Annotated in this window: 18 protein-coding genes and 1 pseudogene; 4 read left to right on the top strand and 15 right to left on the bottom strand. The window is 71.7% G+C overall.

Annotated elements, in window-relative coordinates; all coding sequences use genetic code 11:
* Positions 1–74: 74 nt before the first annotated feature.
* Positions 75–251, bottom strand: coding sequence for a DUF1328 domain-containing protein (locus DK419_RS03620; RefSeq protein WP_048429091.1), 177 nt, complete (start codon positions 249–251; stop codon positions 75–77).
* A 202-nt stretch (positions 252–453) separates the two neighbouring features.
* Between DK419_RS03620 and DK419_RS03615 the strand changes: the two genes are divergently transcribed.
* Positions 454–648, top strand: coding sequence for a hypothetical protein (locus DK419_RS03615; protein ID WP_109957884.1), 195 nt, complete (start codon positions 454–456; stop codon positions 646–648).
* A gap of 162 nt (positions 649–810) precedes the next feature.
* On the opposite strand, the gene DK419_RS03610 is transcribed toward DK419_RS03615, so the two are convergent.
* From DK419_RS03610 to DK419_RS03540, 14 genes and pseudogenes are all read right to left on the bottom strand, one after another.
* Positions 811–1,014: a hypothetical protein gene (locus tag DK419_RS03610; protein WP_109957883.1), complete on the bottom strand. Its 204-nt coding sequence runs from the start codon at positions 1,012–1,014 to the stop codon at positions 811–813.
* A 211-nt stretch (positions 1,015–1,225) separates the two neighbouring features.
* Positions 1,226–2,899 carry a DNA repair protein RecN gene (gene recN / locus DK419_RS03605; RefSeq protein WP_109957882.1) on the bottom strand — a complete coding sequence of 558 codons (1,674 nt, stop codon included), beginning with the start codon at positions 2,897–2,899 and terminating at the stop codon, positions 1,226–1,228.
* A 128-nt stretch (positions 2,900–3,027) separates the two neighbouring features.
* Positions 3,028–3,930 (bottom strand): outer membrane protein assembly factor BamD, encoded by a 903-nt coding sequence (locus DK419_RS03600; protein WP_109957881.1) that lies wholly within the window; start codon positions 3,928–3,930, stop codon positions 3,028–3,030.
* Positions 3,931–4,181: 251 nt separating this feature from the next.
* Entirely contained in the window at positions 4,182–5,129 is a 948-nt protein-coding gene (lpxC, locus tag DK419_RS03595; RefSeq protein ID WP_109957880.1) for a UDP-3-O-acyl-N-acetylglucosamine deacetylase, read from the bottom strand.
* 392 nt (positions 5,130–5,521) lie between these two features.
* Positions 5,522–7,381: a cell division protein FtsZ gene (gene ftsZ, locus DK419_RS03590; protein ID WP_109957879.1), complete on the bottom strand. Its 1,860-nt coding sequence runs from the start codon at positions 7,379–7,381 to the stop codon at positions 5,522–5,524.
* Between the two features lie 116 nt (positions 7,382–7,497).
* Entirely contained in the window at positions 7,498–8,823 is a 1,326-nt protein-coding gene (gene ftsA / locus DK419_RS03585) for a cell division protein FtsA (protein ID WP_109957878.1), read from the bottom strand.
* Between the two features lie 100 nt (positions 8,824–8,923).
* Positions 8,924–9,931 carry a cell division protein FtsQ/DivIB gene (locus DK419_RS03580; protein ID WP_109957877.1) on the bottom strand — a complete coding sequence of 336 codons (1,008 nt, stop codon included), beginning with the start codon at positions 9,929–9,931 and terminating at the stop codon, positions 8,924–8,926.
* Positions 9,932–10,495: 564 nt separating this feature from the next.
* Positions 10,496–11,416, bottom strand: a complete 921-nt coding sequence (gene murB / locus DK419_RS03575) for a UDP-N-acetylmuramate dehydrogenase (RefSeq protein WP_109957876.1) — start codon at positions 11,414–11,416, stop codon at positions 10,496–10,498.
* Entirely contained in the window at positions 11,413–11,985 is a 573-nt protein-coding gene (locus DK419_RS03570) for an endonuclease domain-containing protein (protein WP_109957875.1), read from the bottom strand. The genes murB and DK419_RS03570 overlap by 4 nt, the downstream gene beginning before the upstream one ends.
* Before the next feature lie 15 nt (positions 11,986–12,000).
* Complete coding sequence (gene murC / locus DK419_RS03565; protein WP_109957874.1) at positions 12,001–13,416, bottom strand: UDP-N-acetylmuramate--L-alanine ligase; 1,416 nt, start codon at positions 13,414–13,416, stop codon at positions 12,001–12,003.
* 75 nt (positions 13,417–13,491) lie between these two features.
* Positions 13,492–14,606, bottom strand: a pseudogene (locus DK419_RS03560) (UDP-N-acetylglucosamine--N-acetylmuramyl-(pentapeptide) pyrophosphoryl-undecaprenol N-acetylglucosamine transferase).
* 161 nt (positions 14,607–14,767) lie between these two features.
* Positions 14,768–15,907 carry an FtsW/RodA/SpoVE family cell cycle protein gene (locus tag DK419_RS03555; protein WP_109957873.1) on the bottom strand — a complete coding sequence of 380 codons (1,140 nt, stop codon included), beginning with the start codon at positions 15,905–15,907 and terminating at the stop codon, positions 14,768–14,770.
* Positions 15,908–16,028: 121 nt separating this feature from the next.
* A complete protein-coding gene (locus tag DK419_RS03550; protein ID WP_109957872.1) occupies positions 16,029–16,271 on the bottom strand; it encodes a hypothetical protein in 243 nt (80 codons plus the stop codon).
* Positions 16,272–16,940: 669 nt separating this feature from the next.
* Positions 16,941–17,558 (bottom strand): ParB-like protein, encoded by a 618-nt coding sequence (locus DK419_RS03540; RefSeq protein WP_109957870.1) that lies wholly within the window; start codon positions 17,556–17,558, stop codon positions 16,941–16,943.
* A 534-nt stretch (positions 17,559–18,092) separates the two neighbouring features.
* Between DK419_RS03540 and DK419_RS03535 the strand changes: the two genes are divergently transcribed.
* The 3 genes from DK419_RS03535 to DK419_RS03525 are packed head-to-tail and all read left to right on the top strand — an operon-like array spanning position 18,093 to position 24,327.
* The gene (locus DK419_RS03535; protein ID WP_109957869.1) at positions 18,093–19,421 is read left to right on the top strand and encodes an efflux RND transporter periplasmic adaptor subunit; all 1,329 of its coding nucleotides are present in this window, start codon (positions 18,093–18,095) and stop codon (positions 19,419–19,421) included.
* 41 nt (positions 19,422–19,462) lie between these two features.
* Positions 19,463–22,597, top strand: coding sequence for an efflux RND transporter permease subunit (locus DK419_RS03530; protein ID WP_109957868.1), 3,135 nt, complete (start codon positions 19,463–19,465; stop codon positions 22,595–22,597).
* Positions 22,598–22,602: 5 nt separating this feature from the next.
* Positions 22,603–24,327 (top strand): efflux transporter outer membrane subunit, encoded by a 1,725-nt coding sequence (locus tag DK419_RS03525; RefSeq protein ID WP_245442817.1) that lies wholly within the window; start codon positions 22,603–22,605, stop codon positions 24,325–24,327.
* Positions 24,328–24,411 lie beyond the last annotated feature (84 nt).

Here is a 24,411-nt window from a genome sequence, read left to right as displayed (position 1 = left end):
GGATGCGGCACGGCGGCGACGCCGTCCCTCGCGGGAGAGAGGGACGGCGCGGGAGGGGACGCGGGCCCGTCGCGTCAGAGCGTGGGCGAACGGCCCCGCATCAGGCCGACCACGGCCGAGATCGCGAACAGCACGACGGCGACGAAGAAGATCAGCTTGGCCGCCTCGACGGCCGTGCCGGCGATGCCGCCGAACCCGAACAGCGCGGCCACCAGGGCCACGACGAGGAAAGTAACAGCCCAACCCAGCATGGCGAGACCCTCTTGTCTGTTGTCTCGGCCCCCTCGGGCCGATCGTGCTCAGACAACGTCAAGCCTGACTTTGGGTTCCGTTTGTCGCAGGTAGCGCAAACCGATCGGGCACCCCACATTCGGATTGCGGCTGGGGAGCGGCCGGGCGGAACTCCGATTTCGCACCACACGTTCTTCCCGGCGTCTGGATGGAGGCTCGAAGATGATCCGTTCCAATGCCCTGCGTGCCGGCCTCGTGCTGCTCGCCCTGCTGGCGGGTCTCCTCACGGCCTCCCCGATGGTCGTGACGGGGATCGTCGCGGCGCTCGGCCTTGCGGGCGCCCTGGCGCTCGCCGGTGCCCGGGCCCAGGCTCCGGCCCTCGTCCCGGTCCGGGTGCGCGACCGCCGCCGGCGGTGAGGCGGACCGTGCCGGGCGGGCTCCCACGGGCCGGCCCGGCGTGACACGACGAGCGAATGATCGCGGCCGGGCTTCTCCGGCCGCCCCTCGATCCGGACGGCCTCCCCCGTTCGGGGCGGGTAGCACCCGGCGAGGCCGGGCGCGGATCCTGGACCCGATCCCTCAGCGTTGACGCTGCAGTTCGCGCTCGCGGTGGCGCAGGCGCAGCAGCAGATCGACCTGATCGAGGGGGATGGGCTCGCCATCCACGGTGCGTTCGTAGAGCGAGCGCAACGTCCGCCCGAGCCGATGCTGCGCCTCGACGCAGATCGCCGGCAGGGTCGGATCCTGGATGGACTCCCGAGACGAACTCACTTCCTGCTTCATCGGACCGCTGGCCCCGTACCGTCGCGCGGGTCCGAAGGAAGGCTGACCCGCGCCGAGACGAAGCACTCTCGCCGGACGTGGTAAAAAAAGAGTTAAAATTTGCTCTTTGTTCACCATGTCGGGACCGGGAGCGGCCGTTCCGCGAATCGCCTTTGAAGCTTAACCGTTCAGAAACGCCTGTCGAGAGCCGCGCGGCCCTCGGACGCCGTGCTCAGGCTTCGGCCGCCTGAAGCAGCCGGGCCGCGGCGGCGCGCGCCTCCTCGGTGACCGTGGCGCCGGCGAGCATCCGGGCGATCTCCTCCTGGCGTGGCATCGCGGCGAGCGGCTTGACCCGGGTGGCGACCCGGTCGGAGCCCTTCACCGCCTCCTTGGCGATCAGGAAATGGGTCGAGGCGCGGGCGGCGACCTGGGGCGCGTGGGTGACGGCCACGGTCTGGACCCGGGCCGAGAGCCGGGCGAGGCGCGCGCCGATCGCGTCCGCCACCGCACCGCCGACGCCGGTATCGATCTCGTCGAAGATCAGCGTCGGGGCCGAGCCCTTGTCGGCCAGCACCACCTTGAGGGCGAGCATGAACCGCGACAGCTCGCCGCCCGAGGCGACCTTCATCATCGGCCCGGGCCGGGTGCCCGGATTGGTCTGGGCCCAGAACTCGACCCGGTCGAGGCCCGCGGGATCGCGGGCCTCCGGATCGGTGACGATCTCGGTGATGAAGCGGGCGCGCTCGAGCTTCAAGGGCGGCAACTCGGCCTGCACCGCCTTGTCGAGGGCGGCCGCCGCCTTGCGCCGCCCCTTGCTCAGGCTTTGCGCCTTCTCGAGATAGGCTGCATCGGCGGTGGCGAGGTCGGCCTCGAGCCGGCCGAGCGCTTCCTCGCCGGCATCGATGACCGCGACGTCGCCCTCGTAGCGCTGGCGGAGCGCCGCGAGGTCGTCGACCGCGACGTTGTACTTTCGTCCCGCGGCGCGCAGGCCGAACAGGCGCTCCTCGACCCGCTCCAGCTCGCGCGGATCGAACTCCGCCGCCTGGAGCGCGTCCTCCAGGCTGGTGCGGGCCTCGTCGAGGGCGACGAGGGCGTTGTCGAGGGCGTTGATGCTCGGCTCGACGAGGCCCGGCGCCTGGGCGGCGCGGCGCTCGAGCTTGCGCAAAGCCGCCGAGAGATGGGCGGTCGGCGAGCCCTGGCCGGCGACGGCGTCGAGGGCTTCGTTGAGCTCGCGGGCGACCTTCTCGCCCTGCTGCATCGCGGTGCGGCGCTCGGCGAGCTCGGTCTCCTCGCCGGGCTTCGGGTCGAGGGCGGCGAGCTCCTCGACGGCGTGGCGCAGGAAATCGACCTCCTTGCGGGCGGCCTCGACCCGGGCACGGTGCTCGGCGAGCGCGGTACGGGCCTGGCGCACCCGGCGCGCCCCGTCCGCCACCGCGGCCTGGCGCGATCCGAGCCCGCCGAAGGCGTCGAGGATCGCCCGGTGGGTGGTGGAATCGGACAGCGCCCGGTCGTCGTGCTGGCCGTGGATCTCGACGAGCGCCGCCCCGATCGCGCGCAGAACCTGCACGCCCACCGGCTGGTCGTTGACGAAGGCGCGGGTGCGCCCGTCCGCGACCTGGATGCGGCGCAGGATCAGGTCGCCCTCGGTGTCGATGTCGGCGGCGGCCGCCAGCGTCCGGGCCGGATGGTCGGCGGGTACGTCGAACACCGCCGTGACCTGCCCCTGCGCCTCGCCCTGGCGCACCAGGCGCCCGTCGCCGCGCCCGCCCAGCGCCAGCGTGAAGGCATCGAGGAGGATCGACTTGCCGGCGCCGGTCTCCCCGGTCAGGACGCTCAGGCCTTCGCGAAAGTTCAGCTCGAGCTTATCGATCAGGACGATGTCGCGGATCGCGAGCTGAACCAGCATGCCACCCTTGCCGGGACGTTGAAGAGGAAGGGACTCGGAGGACGATTTCGGGCGGGTATCTACAGCCGAACGGGCCGCGGCGCGAGTGCGCGCCACGGCCGCATGTCCGGCCCCGAGCCGTCAGGCCCTTACTGCGCCTCGGCGGTGCGGGTGTCCATCCCGATCACGCCGCGGAACGCCTTGCTGATCCACGATCCCTTCTCCTCGCGCGGCTGCAGGCCGCCGCTCTGGAGCAGGTTGAAGGCGTCCTTGTACCAGGGCGAGTCGGGGAAGTTGTGGCCGAGCACCGCCGCGGCGGTCTGGGCCTCGCCGGTGATGCCGAGCGCCATGTAGGCCTCGGCCAGGCGCTCCAGCGCCTCCTCGACGTGGCGGGTGGTCTGGTACTTGCTCACCACGTCGCGAAAGCGGTTGATCGCCGCCGGGAAGTTGCGCCGCTCGAGGTAGTAGCGGCCGATCTCCATCTCCTTGCCGGCGAGCTGGTCGCGGGTGATCTGGATCTTGGCCTTGGCGTCGGCGGCGTATTCCGAGGTCGGGTACTTCTGCACCAGCTCGGTGAGCGCCACGAGGGCCTTCTCGGAGCGGTCCTGGTCGCGGGTCACGTCCGGGATCTGCTTGTAGTGGGACATCGCCAGCAGGTACTGGGCGTAGGCCGCGTCCTTCGAGCCCGGGTGGCGCTGCAGGTAGCGCTTCGAGGCGGTGATCGCGTCCTCGTAGCGGCCGCCCTCGTAGTTCGAGTAGGCGGTCATCAGCACCGCCTTCCGCGACCAGTCGGAATAGGCGTACTGCTTGTCGAGGTCCTCGAACCGCTTCGTCGCGCCCTCGTAGTCGCGGTCCTCGAGCTTGCCGAGGCCCTGGCTGTAGAGCTTGTCGGCCGGGACGTCGGCGACGACCTCGGGCTTGTACTTCTCGTTCGCGAACGGGTTGATGGAGTCGATCGCGTCGCAACCGGCGAGCCCCAGGCCGCACGCCCCGAGCAGCACGGTCCGCAGAACGGTCACCTTCGCGTCGCGAAGCGGGTGGGCGAACGGCATTCGGGTTCTTCCCCAAGCAGGCGGCTTTGCACGCCGCTGATTCACGAGCCCCTTAGCGCAGGCCGGCGCGGCGCGCCAAGCCCGTGACGGCCGCCATGCCCGGAAAGAGCGGAGCGGCCATCGGTCAGGAACCTCTTAACCCTGCGGGGCGAATAGGGCGCCAAAGCGGCGCGAAGAGGTGGAGGTTGCGCCGCGGAGCGGCGAAAGCGGCCGGCCGTTGCCCGATCGCAACAGCCCGCGGAGACGAGGTCTCAGAGCTCGGGCGCGTAGACCGCGGCGCCGAGGCCGACGCCGAACTCGGCGAAGACCGGCTCGCGCCGGGCGGCCGCCCCCTCGACGATGGCGTAGTTCGACCGGTCGGCGAAGAGCGCGGTCAGCACCGCGACGTTGAGGCCGTGGCCGCCGCAGAAGGACTGGTAGGCGCCGAGGATCGGCAGGCCCGCGAGCGCCAGGTCGCCGACCGCGTCGAGGAGCTTGTGGCGGACGAACTCGTCCGGGTAGCGCAGGCCCTCGGGGTTCACGACCCCGCCGTCGCCGACCGCGACGGTGTTCTCGAGCGAGGCGCCGAGCGCGAAGCCGGCCTTCCAGTAGCGCTCGACGTCGCGCATCATCCCGAAGGTGCGGGCGCGGGCAATCTCGCGGCGATAGGCGGCGGGGGTGAGGGTGAGCGCCTTGCGGCTGCGGCCGATCACCGGGCTCTCGAAGTCGATCTCGACGTCGAGGTGGAAGCCGCGCTCGAACGGGCGCAGCTCGGAATAGGCGCGGCCCTTCTCGGTCCGGACGGTCTTCAGCACCTTGATGAAGCGGCGGGGCGTGCCGCAGGAGGTGGTGCCGACCGCCTCAATCGCCGTCACGAAGGGGCCGGCGCTGCCGTCGAGGATCGGCATCTCGGGCCCGTCGATCTCGACGAGGCAGTTGTCGATGCCGAGCCCGTAGAGGGCGGACATCAGGTGCTCGATGGTGGCGACGGCGCCGGTCTCGCGGCTGCCGATGACGGTGCAGAGCTCGGTGGCGCTGACCTGGGCGTGGTGGGCCTGGATCAGGCGGTCGCGGCCGTTCGCGAGGCCGGTGCGCAGGAAGGCGATGCCGTGATTCGCCTCCGCGGGATGGAGAGTGATCGAGACGGGGTTGCCGGAATGGACGCCGATGCCTGAAAGGCTCGCGGCCGAGCGTAGGGTCGTCTGCTGACTTGTTCTCATTACCTCAGCCCTCGGCCGCGACTCACCAGCGTGTCCCGTTGCCGGGCCCACGTTCGAGGCGATCCGTCCGTTGCTTGAAGCCCCTGTGGGTGTCGGTGCCGGCGGGTGGCGCGGCCTTCGCCCTTGTGCGTAGGACACCTATAGTCGCGCTCTCAAGCACGGCCAAATCACGGATTCTTACGCTCTGTAACAGTCCGGCGGCCCGGCTTCGACCGCGAAAAACCGTTCTGCATCAAAAGCTTGAACAACGCGTAAACCCCGAGGCCGGGGGGCCTCGGGGTGTGTCTTTTGGGCGGCACCGGCGGCCCGCGTGGCGGGATCGTGGCGCTCTCCGGGCGACGCAGGGGCACCGCCTTTCGGCGGGCCCCGTCCGTCGTCCCGGTCCGGTCGTCTCAGTTCGCCTGGCGGCGCAGGAAGGCCGGGATCTCGAGCTGGTCGTCGTCCATCATGCGGGTGCCGGCCGGCACCGCGCGGCCCTGCGGGTCGAGGTTGCCTTGCGCCGGGCGGTAGCCCTGGGGCTGCGGCGCGTAGCCCTGCGGGGCGTATTGCGGGGCGGCCTGGCGCGGGGCCGGGGCGGCGTGGTGCTGCACCGGGGCCTGCTGCATCGGAGCCTGCTGCATCGGAGCCTGGGCCATCGGCCGCGGCGCCGGCTGCGGGGCGTGCGCCACGGGGGCGTGGGCGGGAGCCTGCGCCGGCTGGCCGGCCTCGTCCTCGCGCCGGCCGCCGAAGCCGACGGTGGCGAGGCGGCGCAGGAGCGAGGTGCGCTTGGCGTCCGGGGTCACCTGCTGCACCGGCTCCTCGCCGCGGCTGGCCCGGATCTGGTTCTGGGCCGGCATCGGCAGGTCCTGGACCCGGGGCATGCGCGGCGCGCGCACCACCGCCGGGGACGGCGGGATGAACGGGCCCGACGCCATCGGCATCTGCGGCTCGGGGGCCGGCGCCGGGGCCGGCTCGTAGACCGGGGCGGTGCGCGGCTGGGCCGGGGTGATCTGCACCTCGTCGCGCATCAGGCCGGCGGCCTGGTGGACGGGGGGCAGCTCCATCCGCACGGGCTCGGGGGCGGAGGCCTGATGCATCGGAGCGTGCATCGGGGCATGCGCCACCGGCTCCGGCGCCGGGGCCCGCGCTACCGGGGCCTCGGCGGGACGAAAGGAGGCGGTGGAGGGGGGCGCCGACGGGGCGGCGGCGCGGGCCCGGGCCTCGGCGCGCAGGCGCTCGGCGACCTCGGCGATGCGCTGCTCGGTCTGGGCGATCTCCGGCGAGCCGATCGCGTTGGCGTTGATCAGGGCCGGCTCGATGCCGGTGGCGACGACCGAGACCCGGATGATGCCGTCGAGGCTCTCGTCGAAGGTGGCGCCCAGGATGATGTTGGCGTCGGAATCGACCTCCTCGCGGATGCGGGTGGCGGCCTCGTCGAGCTCGTAGAGGGTCAGGTCGTTGCCGCCGGTGATCGAGATCAGGAGGCCGCGGGCGCCCTTCATCGAGACGTCGTCGAGGAGCGGGTTGGCGATCGCGGCTTCCGCCGCGCGGTTGGCGCGCTTCTCGCCCGACGCCTCGCCGGTGCCCATCATCGCCTTGCCCATGCCGCGCATGATCGCCCGCACGTCGGCGAAGTCGAGGTTGATGAGACCCTCCTTCACCATCAGGTCGGTGATGCAGGCCACGCCCGAGTAGAGCACCTGGTCGGCCATCGCGAAGGCGTCCGCGAAGGTGGTCTTCTCGTTGGCGACCCGGAACAGGTTCTGGTTCGGGATCACGATCAGGGTGTCGACGGCCTGCTGCAGCTCGTTGATGCCCGACTCGGCGGTGCGCATGCGGCGCACGCCCTCGAACTGGAACGGCTTCGTCACGACGCCGACCGTCAGGATGCCCATGTCGCGGGCGGTGCGGGCGATGACCGGGGCCGCGCCGGTGCCGGTGCCGCCGCCCATGCCGGCGGTGATGAAGCACATGTGGGCGCCCGAGAGCTGGTCGCGGATCTCGTCGATCACCTCCTCGGCGGCGGCGCGGCCGACGTCCGGCTGCGAGCCGGCGCCGAGACCCTGCGTCACGCCGATGCCCATCTGGATCACGCGCTCGGCCTTCGAGGAGGTCAGCGCCTGGGCGTCGGTGTTGGCGACCACGAACTCGCAGCCGAGGAGGCCCGACTCGATCATGTTGTTGACGGCGTTGCCGCCGGCGCCGCCGACGCCGAACACGGTGATGCGGGGCTTCAGTTCGCGGATGTCCGGAGCTTGCAGGGAGATGGCCATGATGCGCGAGCCTCTGATGATCGTTACGTTTCTGGTTGGCGCCTCATCGGCGCCGCTTGCCGTCCCACCCCGCCGATGCGGCCCGTTTCCGGGGCCCGCGCCGGGAGGCGATCCCGTTAGAAGCTCTCCCGGATCCAGCGTCCGACCTTGGAGAGGTATGTGTCGGAACCGAGGCCCGCATGGCCGGACTGGCCGCGGGGCTCGAAGTGCTCGACATGCGAGACCTGGGGGTAGACCAGGAGGCCGACGGCGGCCGAGAAGGCCGGTCCCTTGGCGGCCTCGGGCAGCCCCTTGATGCCGAGCGGCCGGCCGATCCGGACCTGGCCCTGCAGGATGCGGCGGGCGACCTCCGGCAGGCCGACGAGCTGGCTCGCGCCGCCGGTCAGCACCACCCGGCGCCCGGCCTGGGCGGCGAAGCCCGCGTTGCGCAGGCGGTCGCGCACCAGCTCCAGCACCTCCTCGACCCGCGGGCGGATGATCCGCACGAGGTGCGACTTCGGGATGTGGTGGGGCAGGTCGCGCTCGTCCTCGTCGACGCCGTGGACCGCGATCATGTCGCGCTCGTCCGACGCCGTCGCCATCGCGGCGCCGTACAGGGTCTTGAGACGCTCGGCCGCCGCCACCCGGGTCGAGAGGCCGCGGGCGATGTCCATGGTGACGTGGTGGCCGCCGACCGCCAGCGCGTCGCAATGGACGAGGTGGCCGCCGGAGAACACCCCGACGCTCGTCGTGCCGCCGCCCATGTCGACGACAGCCACACCCATCTCGGCCTCGTCGTCGACCAGCGCCGAGAGGCCCGAGGCGTAGGGGGTGGCGATCACCGCCTCGACCCGCAGGTGGGTGTTCTCGACCGCCAGCATCAGGTTGCGGGCGGCGGCGATCTCGGCGGTGACGACGTGCAGGTCGACGCCGAGGCGCTCGCCGAGCATGCCCGACGGGTCGACCACCGCGCTCTGCTGGTCGAGGGAGTAGCCGGTCGGCAGGGCGTGCAGCACCGCGCGCCCCGGGCTGATGCTGTGGGTGCTCGCCGCCTCCAGCACCCGCTGCACGTCCGAGCCGGTGACGGCGCCGGTGCGCACCGGGACCTTGGCGTCGAAGTGCTGCGAGCCGAGCCGGCCGCCCGACAGGCTGACGATGACCGACTGCACCTCGACCCGGGCCATGCGCTCGGCGGCGTGGACCGCCTGGCGGATCGCGGTCTCGGCCGCCTCGAGGTCGACCACGGCGCCGCCCTTGAGGCCGAGGGAGCGCTGGTGGCCGATGCCGATGATGCGGGCGAGGTGGGTGCGGCCGCGCAGGGTCGCCAGGGTCTCGACCGGCTGCAGCTCGGCGACGAGGCAGACGATCTTGCTGGTGCCGATGTCGAGCACCGACAGGGTCGCGCTGCGGCGCGCCGAGAGCGGCTTTAAGCGCGGCGTGAGACCGTGCTGGAGGAGACTCATGACGCGACGCTCACGGACGAGGAAACGGTGATGGCGGGGCGGGTGGAACCGGCGGGCAAGGATCCCGGCAGACCCGCGGGCGTCACGTCTCGCGCGCGGGTCATGTCTCGGTCCCCTTCGGCTTCTTCTGCTGCTTCTTCTGGGCCTCCAGGCGCGCCGCCGCGCCCTCCTCGGTCAGCCGCACCACCACCCGGTCGGGCAGCCTGAGGTCGACCGCGATGATGTCCTTCTCGAGCAGGCTCGACTCGGCCTCGAGCTTGACGAGGCGAGCGACCGCCTCGCGGGCGCCGGCCTCGGGCAGGCGCACGTCGATGCCGTCGAGCTTGAGGGTCCAGCGCCTCCCCGAGACCAGGGTGCCGGCCCGGATGCGCTCCCGGAGGGGCCCCGCGGCCTCGAGCAGCGCGAGGTACTCCTTGGTGCGCAGGTTCGCCTCGTCGCCCACCACCAGCGGCAGGTCGGAGAAGCGGCCGTCGCGCATCTGGTCGATCACCGTGCCGTCGGCGGCGATCACGGCGATCTCGCCGTTGCGCTGCCACAGGGCGCTCGGCTCGCGCTCGGTCAGCGTGATCAGGAGCTCGCGCGGGTAGATCTTGCGCACCGACACCGCGCCGATCAGCGGGACGGTGGACAGGCGGTCGCGCACGTCGACCACGCTGAGGAAGGGCAGCGAGTTGCGCTGGTCGATGCCGGCGGCCTTGAGGATCTCGGCCGAGCGCAGCTGCACCAGCCCCGAGATCGTGACCTTGTCGAGGCCGAAGCCGAGGCCCCGCGCGGCCATGTCGGCGGGCGTGCCGTAGCGGGCCGAGATCTCGGCGTAGCCGCCGCCGGACACGAAGCCGGCCACCGCGACGAGGCCGAAGAACCCGAAGGCCAGGCCCATCCCGAGATGGCGCGGCATCCGCCGCTCGATCGGCACCGCCACCGAGGCGCGGCGCGGGCGCAGGAACCGCGGCAGGACGCGGGCGAGGATCACCCCGCCGAGGCGCGCCTCGCGCGCGGGAGCGCCCCAGGTCGGCGCCGTCCCCGGCTGGGGCGCGGGCGTGCCGGCCTCCTCGCCGGCATAGCCGGCGACGGTCAGCGGCTCAGGGAAACGTCCACCACCATCCATCGGACGAGTTCACCGAAAACGATACCCGGCATGGGCTGCGATCTCCGGCGCAGGGCTTGGGTCTCGGTCGTCCGGGCTGTCCCCGTGTCGGCCTGAAGCTGCGGGCGCACCGGTCGCTGAAGGGACCGGTCCGCGTCGTCGCGAGAGGTCGGCACGGCTCACGCCCGGCATCCAAGTGCTTGATGCGCCGTTAACGCCAACTCTCGAACTCGCTGGTAAATATCCGGTAAAATTTTCGGTCCCCGCACAGGGATCGCGCGTCCGCCGCGGCCCGGTGCGGCGGCGCGGCCTCCCCCGGCGATCGGCCGGAGCCCGGCCGTCCGGGCGCCGACGGCCCGGGCGGCGGGGAACCCGGATCGCGGCCCGAAGCCCCTGCTTCGACAAGGACTTGCCCGCCGCGGGATCGCCTCCTCCACGGGACGGCGGGACACTCGCGGGCCTCGGGATCGCCGGCGTTGCCCGGGCCCCGTGCCCGCCCGTCGTCGGTTAAGGCCCGGTCATCCCGTCGCAGGGCCTTCGGGCCTGTCGGCCGCCCGGGTGGTTAACGCCCGGATGATTCGCGAATCAGCGGGCGGCCACGCCGACCCGCTTGATCTCCCAGTGCAGGTCGATCCCGGAGGTCTCGCGCACCCGCGCCCGCACCTCCTCGCCCAGGCCCTCGATGTCGGCCGCCGAGGCGCCGCCGCGGTTGATCAGGAAGTTGCAGTGCATCTCCGACACCTGGGCGCCGCCGCGGATGAGCCCGCGGCAGCCGGCGGCGTCGACGAGCTGCCAGGCCTTGGCCCCGTCCGGGTTCTTGAAGGTCGAGCCGCCGGTGCGCTCGCGGATCGGCTGGGCCGCCTCGCGGGCCGCCGTCACCCGGTCCATCTCGGCCTCGATCGCCGCCCGGTCGCCGGGCCTCCCGCGATAGGTCGCCTGGGTGAAGATCAGGTCGGCGGGCGCGGCGCAGTGGCGGTAGGAAAAGCCCATCTCGGCGTGCGAGAGGACGTGGAGGATCCCCGAGCGGTCGATCCCGCGGGCCTCGACCAGCACGTCGGTGGTCTCGCCGCCATGCGCCCCGGCATTCATCCGGAGCGCGCCCCCGACCGAGCCCGGGATGCCGCGATAGAAGGCGAGCCCGTCCAGCCCGGCCTCCGCCGCGGCGCGGGCGAGCTTCATGTCCGGCACCGCGGTGCCGGCCCGGATCGTCTCGCCGTCGATCGCGATCGACCCGAAGGCCTTGCCGCCGAGGCGGATGACGAGACCCGGCACCCCGCCGTCGCGCACGATCAGGTTCGAGCCGAGCCCGATCACCGTCACGGGAACCCCGGACGGCAGGGCCGCCAGAGCGGCCGCGAGGTCGTCCTCGTCGGCGGGGGTGAACAGCACGTCCGCCGGTCCCCCGACCCGGAACCAGGTCAGGTCGGCGAGCGGATGGTCGGGCAGGAGGCGACCGCGCAGGGCGGCGGGTTCCAGGGCGGCGAGGATGGCGGCGGAGGTCGTCATGGATCCGATCGGGATGAAGGCCGCCCATCCCCTCTCCCCGCGGGCGGGGAGAGGGTTTCGCCCCCCTTGTCGGGGGCGAAACGAGGCGGCAGCCGAGGGTGAGGGGGTGGTGCCGGATGTGGCTTCTTCGGAAACACCCCCTCACCCTCGCCCTGCGGGCTCGCCGTGTCCCCAACGAGGGGGACACGGCCCTCTCCCCGCCCGCGGGGAGAGGAGGAGGAGTGGCGCTCCGTGATGGCAGCCAGGATGGTTTCGAGGACGCCTTGCAGGTTGCGCGCGATCTCGCCGTTCCAGAACCGAAGCACGCGCCAGCCCTGAGAGGCCAGCCACGCATCGCGCTCACGGTCGTAGCCGCTCTCCGCATGCTGGCTGCCGTCGAGTTCGACGACGAGCTTCGCCTCCCGGCAGGTGAAATCGGCGAAGTAGCGGCCGATCGGCATCTGGCGCACGAACTTCGCTTCCGCCAAGCGCCGGTCACGCAATCGCGACCAGAGTGCCCGCTCGGAATCGGTCTGGGTCCGCCTCAGGGTGCGGGCCCGCGCCGTACCGGGATCGTCGGGGCCACGCATCGGAGTATCAGAGCCTCACGCCGCCTTCTCGCCGATCGAGGCGAGTTCGCCCGGGAGCGCGTAGGCCCACTGGGTGATGTTGCCGGCGCCCAGGCACACCACGTAGTCGCCCGGCCCCACGAGCCCGCCGACGATGCCGGCGAGATCCTCCGTGCGCTCGAGCGCGACGGCGTTGCGGTGGCCGCGGGAGGTCAGGCCCGCCACCAGGGTGTCGCGGTCGATGCCCTCGATCGGCGCCTCGCCGGCGGCGTAGACGGGGGCGACGATGACCGTGTCGGCGTCGTTGAAGCAGGTGCAGAAATCGTCGAACAGCGAGGCGAGGCGCGAGTAGCGGTGCGGCTGCACCACGGCGACGACGCGGCCGTCGGTGGAGGCGCGGGCGGCCTTCAGCACCGCCCGGATCTCGACCGGGTGATGGCCGTAATCGTCGAAGATCTGGCAGCCGTTCCACTCGCCGGTGCGGGTGAAGCGGCGCTTGACGCCGCCGAAATTCGCCAGCGCCTTGCGGATCGCGTCGGGCGAGACGCCGAGCTCGTGGGCGACCGCGAGCGCGGCGGTGGCGTTGAGCGCGTTGTGCTTGCCCGGCATCGGCAGGACGAGGTCCTCCATCTCCATCCGGAAGCCGGGGCGGCGGTCGCGGATCATCACCCGGAACCGGCTCTGGCCGCCCTTCAGGTCGACGTCGATCAGGCGCACGTCGGCCTGCGGGTTCTCGCCGTAGGTGATGATGCGCCGGTCCTCGATGCGCCCGACGAGGTCCTGCACCGTCGGGTGGTCGATGCACATCACGGCAAAGCCGTAGAACGGGATGTTGTCGATGAAGGCCCGGAAGGCGTCCTTGATCGCGTCGAACGAGCCGAAATGGTCGAGGTGCTCGGGATCGATGTTGGTGACGATGGCGATGTCGGCCGGCAGCTTCAGGAAGGTGCCGTCGGATTCGTCGGCCTCGACCACCATCCAGTCGCCCTCGCCCATGCGGGCGTTGGTGCCGTAGGCGTTGATGATGCCGCCGTTGATGACGGTGGGGTCGAGCTCGCCGGCATCGAGCAGGGTGGCGACGAGCGACGTGGTGGTGGTCTTGCCGTGGGTGCCGGCCACCGCCACGCAGGACTTGAAGCGCATCAGCTCGGCCAGCATCTCGGCCCGGCGCACCACCGGCAGGCGGCGCTCGCGGGCGGAGACCAGCTCCGGGTTGTCGCGGCGGATCGCGGTCGAGACCACCACCAGGGCGGCGTCGGCGAGGTTCTCGGCCCGGTGGCCCACGAAGGTGCGGATGCCCTTCTCGGTCAGGCGGCGCACGTTGGCGTTGTCGGACGCGTCCGAGCCCTGCACCGTGTAGCCGAGATTGTTCATCACCTCGGCGATGCCGGACATGCCGATGCCGCCGATGCCGATGAAGTGGATGGGTCCGAGCTGGTTCGGCAGCTTCATGGGAGTCGGGGTCCTTGCGTGTCTTCTTCTTGGGGTGACGGCCGCTCGCGGGCCGCCCTGATCGATCGAGGGCCGCTAGCGGGCCGCGACGGCGGTCTCGACCACCAGGGCGGCGAGGCGCTCGGCGGCGTCGGGCAGGCCGACGCCCCGGCGGCGGCCGCCGCCCCGGCGAGCCGGTCGGGATCGCCGAGCAGCGCGCCGAGATCGCCGGCCAGCCGCTCAGGGGTGAAGTCCGTTTGTGGTCTGGGAAAGGCGGCGCCGATCCGCTCCAGCACCGCGGCGTTCGCCGCCTGGTCCTGGTCGAGGGCGCCGGGCAGCGGCACCAGGATCGACGGCCGCCCGATCACCGCCAGTTCCGCCACCGTCGAGGCGCCCGAGCGGGCGACGACGAGGTGGGAGGTCGCCATCTTGGCCGGCAGGTCCTTGAAGAACGGCGCCACCGCGAAGGCAGCGAGCCCCGCGCCCTCGTAGAGCGCCTGCACCCGGGCGAGGTCTTCCGCGCGGGCCTGCTGGATCACCGTGAGGCGGGCGCGCAGGGCGGGATCCAGGCGCACCACCGCGTCGGGCACGACGTCGCTCATCACCCGGGCGCCCTGGCTGCCGCCGAAGGCGAGGAGCTGGAGGGCCGAGTGGGGCCCGACCGCCGGGTAGGGTATCGCGGCCGCCGCCAGCACCGCCGGGCGGACCGGGTTGCCGGTATGGACGCGGCGCGCCCGCGCCTTCGCCGGCACGCCCCGCACCTCGGGAAAGCCGGTGGCGATCACGCTGGCCCCGCGGGCCAGGAACCCGTTGGCCCGGCCCATCACGGCGTTCTGCTCGTGCAGGAGCGTCGGCACCCGCAGCATCTGGGCGGCGAGCAGCGGCGGCACGGTCGGATAGCCGCCGAAGCCGACGACGACCGCCGGGTTGAGGCGGCGCACCTCACGGACCGCCGCCGCGAAGCCGCGCCCGAGGGTCGCGAAGGCGGTGACGCGGCGCAGGGCCGAGCGCCCGCTCGACGGGGTGGCGGCGGGCACCGCCACGATCTCCGAGGCCGGGAACTCGCCCGAGAGCGCCGCGACCCGGCTGTCGGTGGCGAGCACGACCCGGATGCCGCGCTCGCGCAGGCGAAGCGCCAGGGCCTCGGCGGGAAAGAGGTGGCCGCCGGTGCCGCCCGCGGCGAGGAGGACGAGGGGCTGGGCGACGGTCATCGGGCGGCCGGGGCGGGGCGGGGCATGGATGGGCGGTCTCCGGACATGCGGTCTCCGGTCGGGTCGAGCGGCCCCGTGTGTCACGACGGGACCGCCGGGTCACCCCTTCGGGGGAAAAGTCGCCCCTTTGGAACAGGTCGCCCCCCCCGGAGGGGCGAGGATCAGTGCGCCAGGCCCTCGTCCCGGTTGAGGAGCGTCGTGCGCGGGCGGCGCCGTGTGAGGGCGACGAGGAAGCCCATCCCGAGGGCGAGCGAGATCAGCGACGAGCCGCCGTAGGAGATGAACGGCAGGGTCATGCCCTTGGCCGGCATCATCCGGGTGTTCACCGCCATGTTGATGCAGGCCTGGAGGCCGAACAGGGCGGTCAGTCCGGTGATGGCGAGCCGGCAGAAGATGTCGTCGCTGCGCCGGGCGAGCACCAGGCCGCGCATCACGATGAAGGCGAACAGCAGCACGATGGCGACGCAGACGATCACGCCGAACTCCTCGCCCGCCACCGAGAAGATGAAGTCGGTATGGGCGTCCGGCAGGTGGCGCTTGGCGACGCCCTCGCCCGGGCCGGTGCCGAGCCAGCCGCCGGAATTGAACGATTCCTGCGACCAGAAGGTCTGGAAGTTGTCGCCCGAATCCTTGTCCATGAAGCGCTGGATGCGGGCCCGCACGTGGGGCAGGAACTCGTAGGCCGCCGCCACGCCGATGAGGCCGGCGCCGCCGAGCCCGCCGACCCAGAACCAGTGCAGCCCGGCGACGAACACCATGGCGCACCACACCATCGTCACCAGCATGGTCTGGCCGAAATCCGGCTGCAGGATCAGCGGCACGATGGTCATCGGCAAGAGCAGCACCGCGAGCGTGCCGCCCGGCATGTCGCGCCGCCGCGCGCCCTCCGCGAAGGCCCAGGCGGCCAGGATCACGAAGGCGGGCTTGACGAACTCGGAGGGCTGGACGCCGATCGAGCCGAACTGGATCCAGCGGTGCGCGCCCTTGATCTCGGGCCCGTACTTGGTGGCCGCGATGCACAGCACGATGCCGAGGCCGTAGGTGACCAGCGCCATGCGCCGGATGTGGCGCAGGGACAGGAACGACACCGCCAGGATCAGGGCGATGGTCGGCAGCAGGTACATCACCTGCCGATTGAGGAAGTGGAAGGTCGGCAGGCCGAGGCGCTCGGCCACCGGGGGACCGCCGGCCATCAGGAAGACCAGGCCGGCCGTCATCAGGACGCCGAGGCCGGCGAGCAGCGCCCGGTCGACCGTCCACCACCAATCGCCCAGATGCGAGCGTTCCGCGCGGGACATCATGGCTTGCTGGGCCCCTCGTTCACCAGCCGCGACCATCGGACGGAATGGTAAACCGAGTGTTGCCGCGCCGCCTCAGGGCTGCGGATCCCGCCCGGGCCGTCGGCCCTCGCGACCGGGAGCGTCAGCCCTGGAACATGCCGTGGGGTGCCAGCTCGAAGTGCCGGGCGTACTCCTCCTCGAGGGTTTCCCACGGCATCAGCATCACGCCGTGCAGCGGCGCCGCCCCCGCCGTGAGGGCGCCGAAGCGCCGCAGGATCAGGGCGAGCTCGTAGGCGGTGATGTCGGGCTTGGGCTCGAACCGGTAGAAGTGGGTCTCGTTGTCGACCGGCTCGGCGCCGATGCCCTTCAGGAGCGACTCGAACATCGCGGAGGTCCCTCGTTCCGGCGCGACCTCCGTCGCGCCCGGGCCGAGACTAGGCCGGGCGGGCGGCCTGCGGCAAATAAACTTGATGGGAGGGGATCGGGGTTCCCGGAGCGAGGGGTGGGAGGAGACCTCCCTGCATTCGCTATTGCCGGGATACCGGGTTCTTCAGGCCTGAAGCCGAAGCGCATCAGGTACTTCGCCTTTGGACCGCCATAGGGATGCGCGAGATTCGGCAAGTACTCCGAAATCTTTCGACCATCGATCGCCCAGGCTATGGGGCCCGCGCCGCGATCAGCGCCCGATGTTCTCGGCGAGGCGAATGTCATGAGGCTCGACAGTCGCGAACGTTCCGTCCGGCTCTGCGAACTCCACGACGGACATCGCACCCGGGTCGTCCACGGAAACGATGGTCCCCTCGGTGCCGGCCGGAATCGATGCGCCGTCGTCGCCGATGGCCGGGGCGGTCAGTACGACGATGTCAAGGTCGCCGGAAACCCGACCTCGGCACCTCCCCACGGTATCGACCTGCGAATTCGCGTGACATGAGACGAGAGCTGGCCCCGCGGATGACCTTGTCAGCACCGCCCGGCAACCGGCTTCCCCGGACCGGGACAGCGCTGCGATCGGCGCGCGATCACTCGTGAGACGGCCCTGCCTCAAGCTCGGCGTTCAATCCCCGTGCGGCCCGCACCAGCCCGGCAGGTACACCGCGTGCTTGGAGCGGGCGAGCGCCATCGCCTCCTCCATCGCGTCGGAGAAGTCCTGCGTCACGTCCTTGCGCTTGATGCGCCGGCGCAGGAAGTCGGCCCACAGGAACTCGCTGAACGGCGTCGTGTCCTTGGCGAAGCCCCCGGCGCGGCGCAACTCGCCGGCGAGGCTGCGGAAGGGATCGTCGGCCAGGTCCTCGATGCGCTTGGGCAGGTCGCCGGGGTCCCGGCGCAGGCCGTCGGCATCGTAGGGGTGGACCCAGGCGCGGTGATCGGCCACGACCCAGAACGCGTCCTTCTCGAGGTGATGCAGATCGGCCACCACGGTGGTGAACACGCTCTCGACGCCCTCCTCCTGGAGGGCGCGGGCGAGGTGGTGGTGGTCGATGACGTAGCGGCGCTTCTTGGGCCCGAGCAGGACCGGGATCATGTGCGAGCCGAGGAACGCTTCCCGGTCCTTGTCGTCGATCTCGCGCCAGCGCTCGCGCTTGGCCGCGACCTCCCGGTACCCGACCGTCATCTGGGTCGGACGCAGTTCGGCGATCGGCGTGCTGTGGAGGATCGGGTCGCGGACGGACATTCGGGTCATCGGGGCTCTCGCGCGCGGGCACCGCGCCGGACCCTGGAAACTCGGCCACGCCGTCCCTTGGGTCAAGGCGCCGGGCCGATGCCTCACGATCTAACAGTCCCGTCCGGACTCGTCCTGACGGCTTAATCCCTGCCGTCGAAAAGAATTTTTCAGCGGCGGCAAGATACGACAAATACAGGGTTTTCCCGCCGGGATCGGCTCTTCCGGCAGGCCTCGACCGCGGGCCCCCGCGGCGGGTGGATGGGCGTCCGGGCGTCCTTGACTTGGGTTCGGTTTGCTCGCCAAGAGACGGCCACGGGGCGCCGCCCGCGAGGTGCGGCGCCGCGGCCCGGAACCTGCCTCGTCGTCCGTCCCTGTCATGGAATTGACGTAAGGAGACGGCAGGACGCCGGTGGATACCGGTATCGAGGCACAGACGGGGGCCGTTCGGCCGGCCTGGGACTGCTCGGACGCGCCCCGTCGCCGGGGCCCGTCGCCGGGAGCGTCCCGGACCTCGGCCGCCCCCCGACGAATGGTCGGCGCGCGATGGACACCAGCAATCCCCTGACCAAGGAGTCCCTGACCACCCGGGCGCCGGCGCGGCGGCGGCGCGGCCTCGGCTGGGCCGTGACGATCCTGCTCCTGGCCGGCGGCGGCCTGGCGCTGTGGCTCGTGCCCGCCCTCTCGCCCGTGCGCGAGCGCCTCGCCGGCCTACTGGTGCAGCGCGAGGGGGTGGAGGGCCAGGGAACCTCGGGTCAGGCGCCGGAGCCGGGCGAGACCGCGGTGGCGCCTGTCTTCCGGCCGACCAGGCAGCAGCTCGCGAGCTTCGGCATCGAGACCGTGCAGGCCCGGGAGTTCCGGCCCGAGGGCTTCGCGGAGGGGCGGATCGGCGTCAACGAGGACGACAACGTCCCGGTCTACTCGCCCTATGCGGGCCGGGTGACCAAGGTGATGGTGCGCGCGGGCGACCGCGTGAAGGCCAACCAGGTGCTGTTCACCCTGGAGGCCGCCGACATGGTCTCCGCCCTCAACGACTATCAGGCGGCGCAGAATTCGCTTGCCAAGAACTCCGCCCTGCTCAAGCTCAACCAGACCGTGGCGGCCCGGCTCCAGGAGCTGTTCCAGGCCAAGGCGGTGGCGCTGAAGGACTGGCAGCAGGCCCAGAACGACGTGATCGCGGCGCAGAGCGACCAGCGCTCGGCCGAGGCCGCCCTCCAGGCGGTGCGCAACCGCCTGCGCCTGCTGGGCAAGTCGGACCAGGAGATCGACGCCTTCGCGCGGAGCGGCGCGATGAGCCCGGAGACCGAGATCCGCGCGCCGATCGCCGGCACCATCGTGCAGCGCAAGGTGGGCCTCGGCCAGTATCTCGGCTCGGGCAGCGACCCCGCCTTCGTCATCGGCGACCTCTCGACCGTGTGGCTCGTCGCCAACGTGCGCGAGACGGAGGTGCCGCGGATCAAGATCGGCCAGGAGCTCGAGGCGAGCGTCATCGGCTTTCCCGACCGGGTGTTCAAGGCGCGGATCAGCTACATGGCGGCCGCCCTCGACCCGGCGACCCGCCGCCTGCCGGTGCGGGCCGAGATCGACAACGCCGAGGGCCTGCTGCGCCCCGAGATGTTCGCCACCTTCACGATCCTGACCGGGCGCGACGAGAGCGCCCCGGCGATCCCCGCCGCGGCGATCGTCTACGAGGGCGCCCGCGCCCGGGTCTGGGTCGAGCGGCCGGACGGCACCATCGCGTCGCGGGGCGTCACCCTCGGCCTCACCGGCGGCGGCCTCGTGCAGGTCGTCGACGGCCTCAAGGTCGGCGAGCGCGTGGTGACCCGCGGCAGCCTGTTCATCGACCGGGCCGCTTCCGGCGAGAAGGCCTCCTGACCCCCGGCCCCTGATTCGAGAACCCCCGCGGGAGGGGCGACATGAACCGCCTGATCGACTTCGCCCTGCGCCAGCGGGTGCTGGTGCTGCTGCTGTTCCTGGCGACGCTCGGGATCGGCTACGCGAGCTTCCAGCAGCTCAACATCGAGGCCTATCCGGACCCGGTGCCGCCGCTCGTCGACGTCATCACCCAGAATCCCGGCCAGTCCGCCGAGGAGATCGAGCGCTACATCACCATCCCGCTCGAGGTGCAGCTCGCCGGCATCCCGAACGCCACGGTGACGCGGACGATCTCGGTCTTCGGCCTGTCGGACGTGAAGATCCAGTTCACCTACGACTTCACCTACCAGGAAGCGCTGCAGCGGGTGCTCAACCGCCTGTCGCAGCTCCAGCCCCTGCCCAACAACGCCCAGCCGCAGATCTCGCCGACGAGCCCGATCGGCGAGATCATGCGCTACCAGGTGGCGGGCCCGCCGGGCTTCTCCTCGACCGACCTGAAGACCCTGCAGGACTGGGTGCTGCAGCGCCGCTTCAAGGCGATCCCGGGCGTCGTCGACGTCTCGGCCTTCGGCGGCAAGACCAAGGAATTCGAGGTCGCGGTCGACCTGCGCCGGCTCCAGGCGCAGGGGCTGACCCTGGTCCAGCTCGTCACGGCGCTCAACAACTCGAGCACCAACGTCGGCGGCCAGACCCTCAATGTCGGCGAGCAATCGGCGGTGGTGCGCGGCATCGGCCTGATCCGCGACATGGACGACATCCGCAGCACCATGATCAGCCAGGTCAACGGCGTGCCGGTGCTGGTGGGCGACGTGGCGCAGGTCCAGGTCAGCAACGCGCCGCGCCTCGGCATGGTCGGCCACGAGAACGACGGCGACATCGTCGAGGGCATCGTGCTCCTGAGCCGCGGCGGCAAGAGCCTGCCGACGATCCAGCGCGTCGAGGCCGAGATCCAGAAGATCAACGCGTCCGGCATCCTGCCGCCGGGCGTTCAGGTGGTGCCGCTCTACGACCGCAGCGCGCTGATCCACACCACCACCCACACGGTGATGCACAACCTCGTCTTCGGCGTGGTGCTGGTGTTCCTGGTGCAGTGGCTCTTCCTCGGCAGCCTGAAGAGCGCGATCATCGTCGCCGCCACGATTCCCTTCGCGCTGGGATTCGCCATCGCCATCATGGTGGCGCGGGGCGAATCGGCGAATCTCCTGTCGCTCGGCGCGATCGATTTCGGCCTCATCGTCGACGCGACGGTGATCATGGTGGAGAACATCTTCCGCCACCTCGCCGAGCACAAGGGGCCGCATCAGCGCGGCAGCGGGGTCAAGATCGGGCTGATCGCGGCGGCCGCCCGCGAGGTGAACCGGGCGATCTTCTTCTCCGCCTCGATCATCATCGTGGGCTTCCTGCCGCTCTTCACGCTGACCGGCGTCGAGGGCCACATCTTCGGGCCGATGGCGAAGACCTATGCCTACGCGCTGGTCGGCGGGTTGATCGCCACCTACACGGTGTCGCCGGCGCTCTCGGCCCTGATCCTGCCGAACCACGTCGAGGAGCGCGACACCGTCGTGGTGAAGGTGCTGCGCGCCCTGTTCCGGCCGCTCCAGGGCTTCACCCTCGACAACCGGATCCTGACGATCCTGGTGACGGTGGCGATGCTCGGCTGCACGGGCCTCGCGATGCGCACGCTCGGCCTCGAGTTCCTGCCGACGCTGGAGGAGGGCAACCTCTACATCCGCGGCACGATGCCGGCCTCGATCTCGCTGGAGGCGGGCAACCCCTACGTCGAGCGGATGCGCAAGCTGATCGGCTCCTACCCGGAGGTGACCACGGTCGTCTCGCACCAGGGACGGCCCGACGACGGCACCGACGCCACCGGCTTCTTCAACGTCGAGATCTTCGCGCCCCTCAAGCCCGCCGACCAGTGGCGGCCGGGCCTGACCAAGGAGAAGCTGATCGAGGAGATCTCGGGCCGCCTGCGCGAGGAGCTGCCCGGCATCGAGTTCAACTTCTCGCAGTACATCCAGGACAACGTCCAGGAGGCGGCCTCGGGCGTGAAGGGCGAGAACTCGGTCAAGATCTACGGGACCGACCTCGAGCAGATCACCCGCACGGCCAACGAGGTGAAGGCGGCGCTCGCCACGGTGCCGGGGGTGACCGACCTCGCGGTGTTCACCTCGCTCGGCCAGCCGACGGTGCGCATCGACATCGACCGGGCGCGGGCGGCCCGCTACGGGCTCGCGCCCGGCGACATCGCCACCACCATCTCGGCGGCGATCGGCGGGCAGACCGCCGGCGACCTCTACGAGTACGGCAGCGACCGCCACTTCCCGATGCGGGTGCGGCTGGCGCCGGAATACCGCCGCTCGCTCGAGACCATCCGCAACATCACGGTCGGCGTGAGCGCGCCGAACGGCGTGGTCCAGGTGCCGCTCTCGGAGATCGCCCGGGTTCAGCTCGTCTCGGGCGCGGCCTTCATCTACCGCGAGAACCAGGAGCGCTACATCCCGGTCAAGTTCAGCGTGCGCGGGCGCGACCTCGGCGGCGCGGTGATCGAGGCGCAGAGGCGCGTCGCCGAGCAGGTCGAGCTGCCGGCCGGCTACCACCTCGAATGGGTCGGCGAGTTCACGAACCTGCAAGGGGCGATCGCCCGGCTGAAGCTGGTGGTGCCCCTGACGATCGGGCTGATCGCGCTGCTCCTCTACGTCAATTTCGCCTCGCTCACCGACACCCTTCTCACCTTGAGCGTGATCCCGATGGCGCTGATCGGCGGCATCTTCGCCCTCGTCCTCACCGGCACGGCGTTCTCGGTGTCGGCGGCGATCGGCTTCATCGCGCTGTTCGGCATCTCGACCATGGAGGGCGTGATCCTGCTCTCCTACTGCAACCAGCTGATGGACGAGGGCTGGGAGAGGGCGCGGGCCATCCACCACGCCGCCGACGTGCGGATGCGCCCGGTGATGATGACCTGCGTGGCGGCCTGCGTCGGCCTGCTGCCGGCCGCGATCTCGACCGGCATCGGCTCGCAGGTGCAGAAACCCCTGGCGCTCGTGGTGGTGGGCGGCATCCTGCTCGCCCCGATCCTGATCCTGGTGGTGCTGCCGGTGCTGATCGCGGCGTTCTCGCGCCACCGTCCGCGGGTGCCTGTCGCTCCCGCGCGACAGCCCGAGCCGGCGGAGTGAGCTAGATGCAGGCCGATCTCCCCTCGCCCTTGCCGGCCCCGCCCTCGCCCTCCCCCGCCGACGTGAAGCTGCCCCTTCCCATGCGCGCCCTCCTGCGCCTCTCGACCGCCATCGTGGTGCCGCCGCGCGCCGGCGCGCCCGCGCCCGGTCCGGCACCGGAGGGCGGCGCCCGCCCGGGCGACGAGGCCGCGCCGGACCGCGCCGGACCGCGCCCGTCGGCCCGCACCGCCGCCCGCATCCTGGCGGCCGCTCTCGCGGCCTCGTCGGCCTCGGCCTGCATGGTCGGGCCCGACTTCCAGGGCGCGACGCCGCCGCCGGTCGCCGCCTACACCCGGGAGGGCCTGCGCAATCCGCCGACGAGCGACGAGGACCGCCGCAACGGTGCGGTGAGCCAGACCTTCGCGCAGGGGCGCGACGTGCCGGGCGAGTGGTGGAGGCTGTTTCGCTCCCGCGCCCTCGACAGCCTGGTGGCGGAAGCGCTCGCCCGCAACCCGACCCTCGACGCGGCCCAGGCCAGCTTGCGCGCGGCGCGGGCGACAACCGAGGCGCAGCGCGGCGCGCTCTTTCCGCAGGTCGGGTTCGGGGCGCAATCCTCCTACAACAAGGCGCCGGGCGGCGACCTGCAATCGCCCCTCAACGACAACTCCCTGCTCTACAGCCTCGTCACCCCGCAGGTGACGGTGAGCTTCGCCCCGGACGTGTTCGGCGGCACCCGCAGGGCGCTGGAATCGCAGGCGGCGCAGGAGGAGGGGCAGCGTTGGCAGCTCGAGGCGGCCTATCTGACGCTCACCTCCAACGTCGTCGCGGCGGCGATCCAGGAGGCGGCGCTGCGGGCCCAGATCGCCGCGACCGAGAAGGTGATCCAGGCCCAGACCGACCTTCTGAACCTGATCACCAAGCAGTCGAATGCCGGCCAGGTCGCGGGCGCCGACGTGGTGCAGCAGACCGCGCTGCTGGCCCAGTCGCAGCAATTGCTGCCGCCGCTGCAGCGGGCGCTGGCGCAGCAGCGCAACCTCCTGACCGCGCTCGCCGGCCGCTTCCCGAGCGAGGAGGTGAGCCAGACCTTCACGCTCGCCTCGCTGCACCTGCCCCGCAACCTGCCGGTGAGCCTGCCCTCGCGGCTCGTCGAGCAGCGCCCCGACGTCAAGGCGGCGGAGGCCGCCGTGCACGCGGCGAGCGCCCAGGTCGGCGTCGCGGTGGCGAACCGCCTGCCGCAATTCACCATCTCGGGCGCGGTCGGCGCCAGCGCCACCAACTTCGCGGCGCTCCTCAACCCGGCGGCCAGCCTCTGGACCATCGCCGGCGCGGTGGCCCAGCCGCTCTTCGACGGCGGCACGCTGTTCCGGCGCCAGCAGGCGGCGGAGGAGACCCTGGTGGCGGCCCAGGCGCAGTATCGCGCCACCGTCATCGCCGCCTACCAGAACGTCGCCGACGCGCTGCGCGCCCTCCAGTCCGACGGCCGCGCGGTCGCGGCGGCCAACGCCGCCGTCTCGGCGAGCCGGCAGAGCGTGGAGCTGGTGCGCAAGCAATTCGGCCTCGGCGCGGTCAGCAGCGCCTCGCTGCTCATCACCCAGTCGGCCTACCTGCAGGCGGTGGTGACCCAGGCCCAGGCCCAGGCCAACCAGTACGCCGACACCGCGGCCCTGTTCCAGGCCCTCGGCGGCGGCTGGTGGAACCGGCGCGACGTGAAGCCGGCCCGCGACCCGAAGGATCCGGCGCCGTTCCTGTAGGGACGGCGCCCGTCCGGATCGCGGCCCGGATCCAAACCGTTTCTGCCCCGTTTCCAGCGAAGCCGTGGTGGGCCGGGGGGGGGT

Source organism: Methylobacterium terrae (assembly GCF_003173755.1).
GTDB lineage: Bacteria > Pseudomonadota > Alphaproteobacteria > Rhizobiales > Beijerinckiaceae > Methylobacterium > Methylobacterium terrae.
Note: the sequence above shows the minus strand (reverse complement) of the source record. Positions and strands in the feature narration are given on the sequence as shown.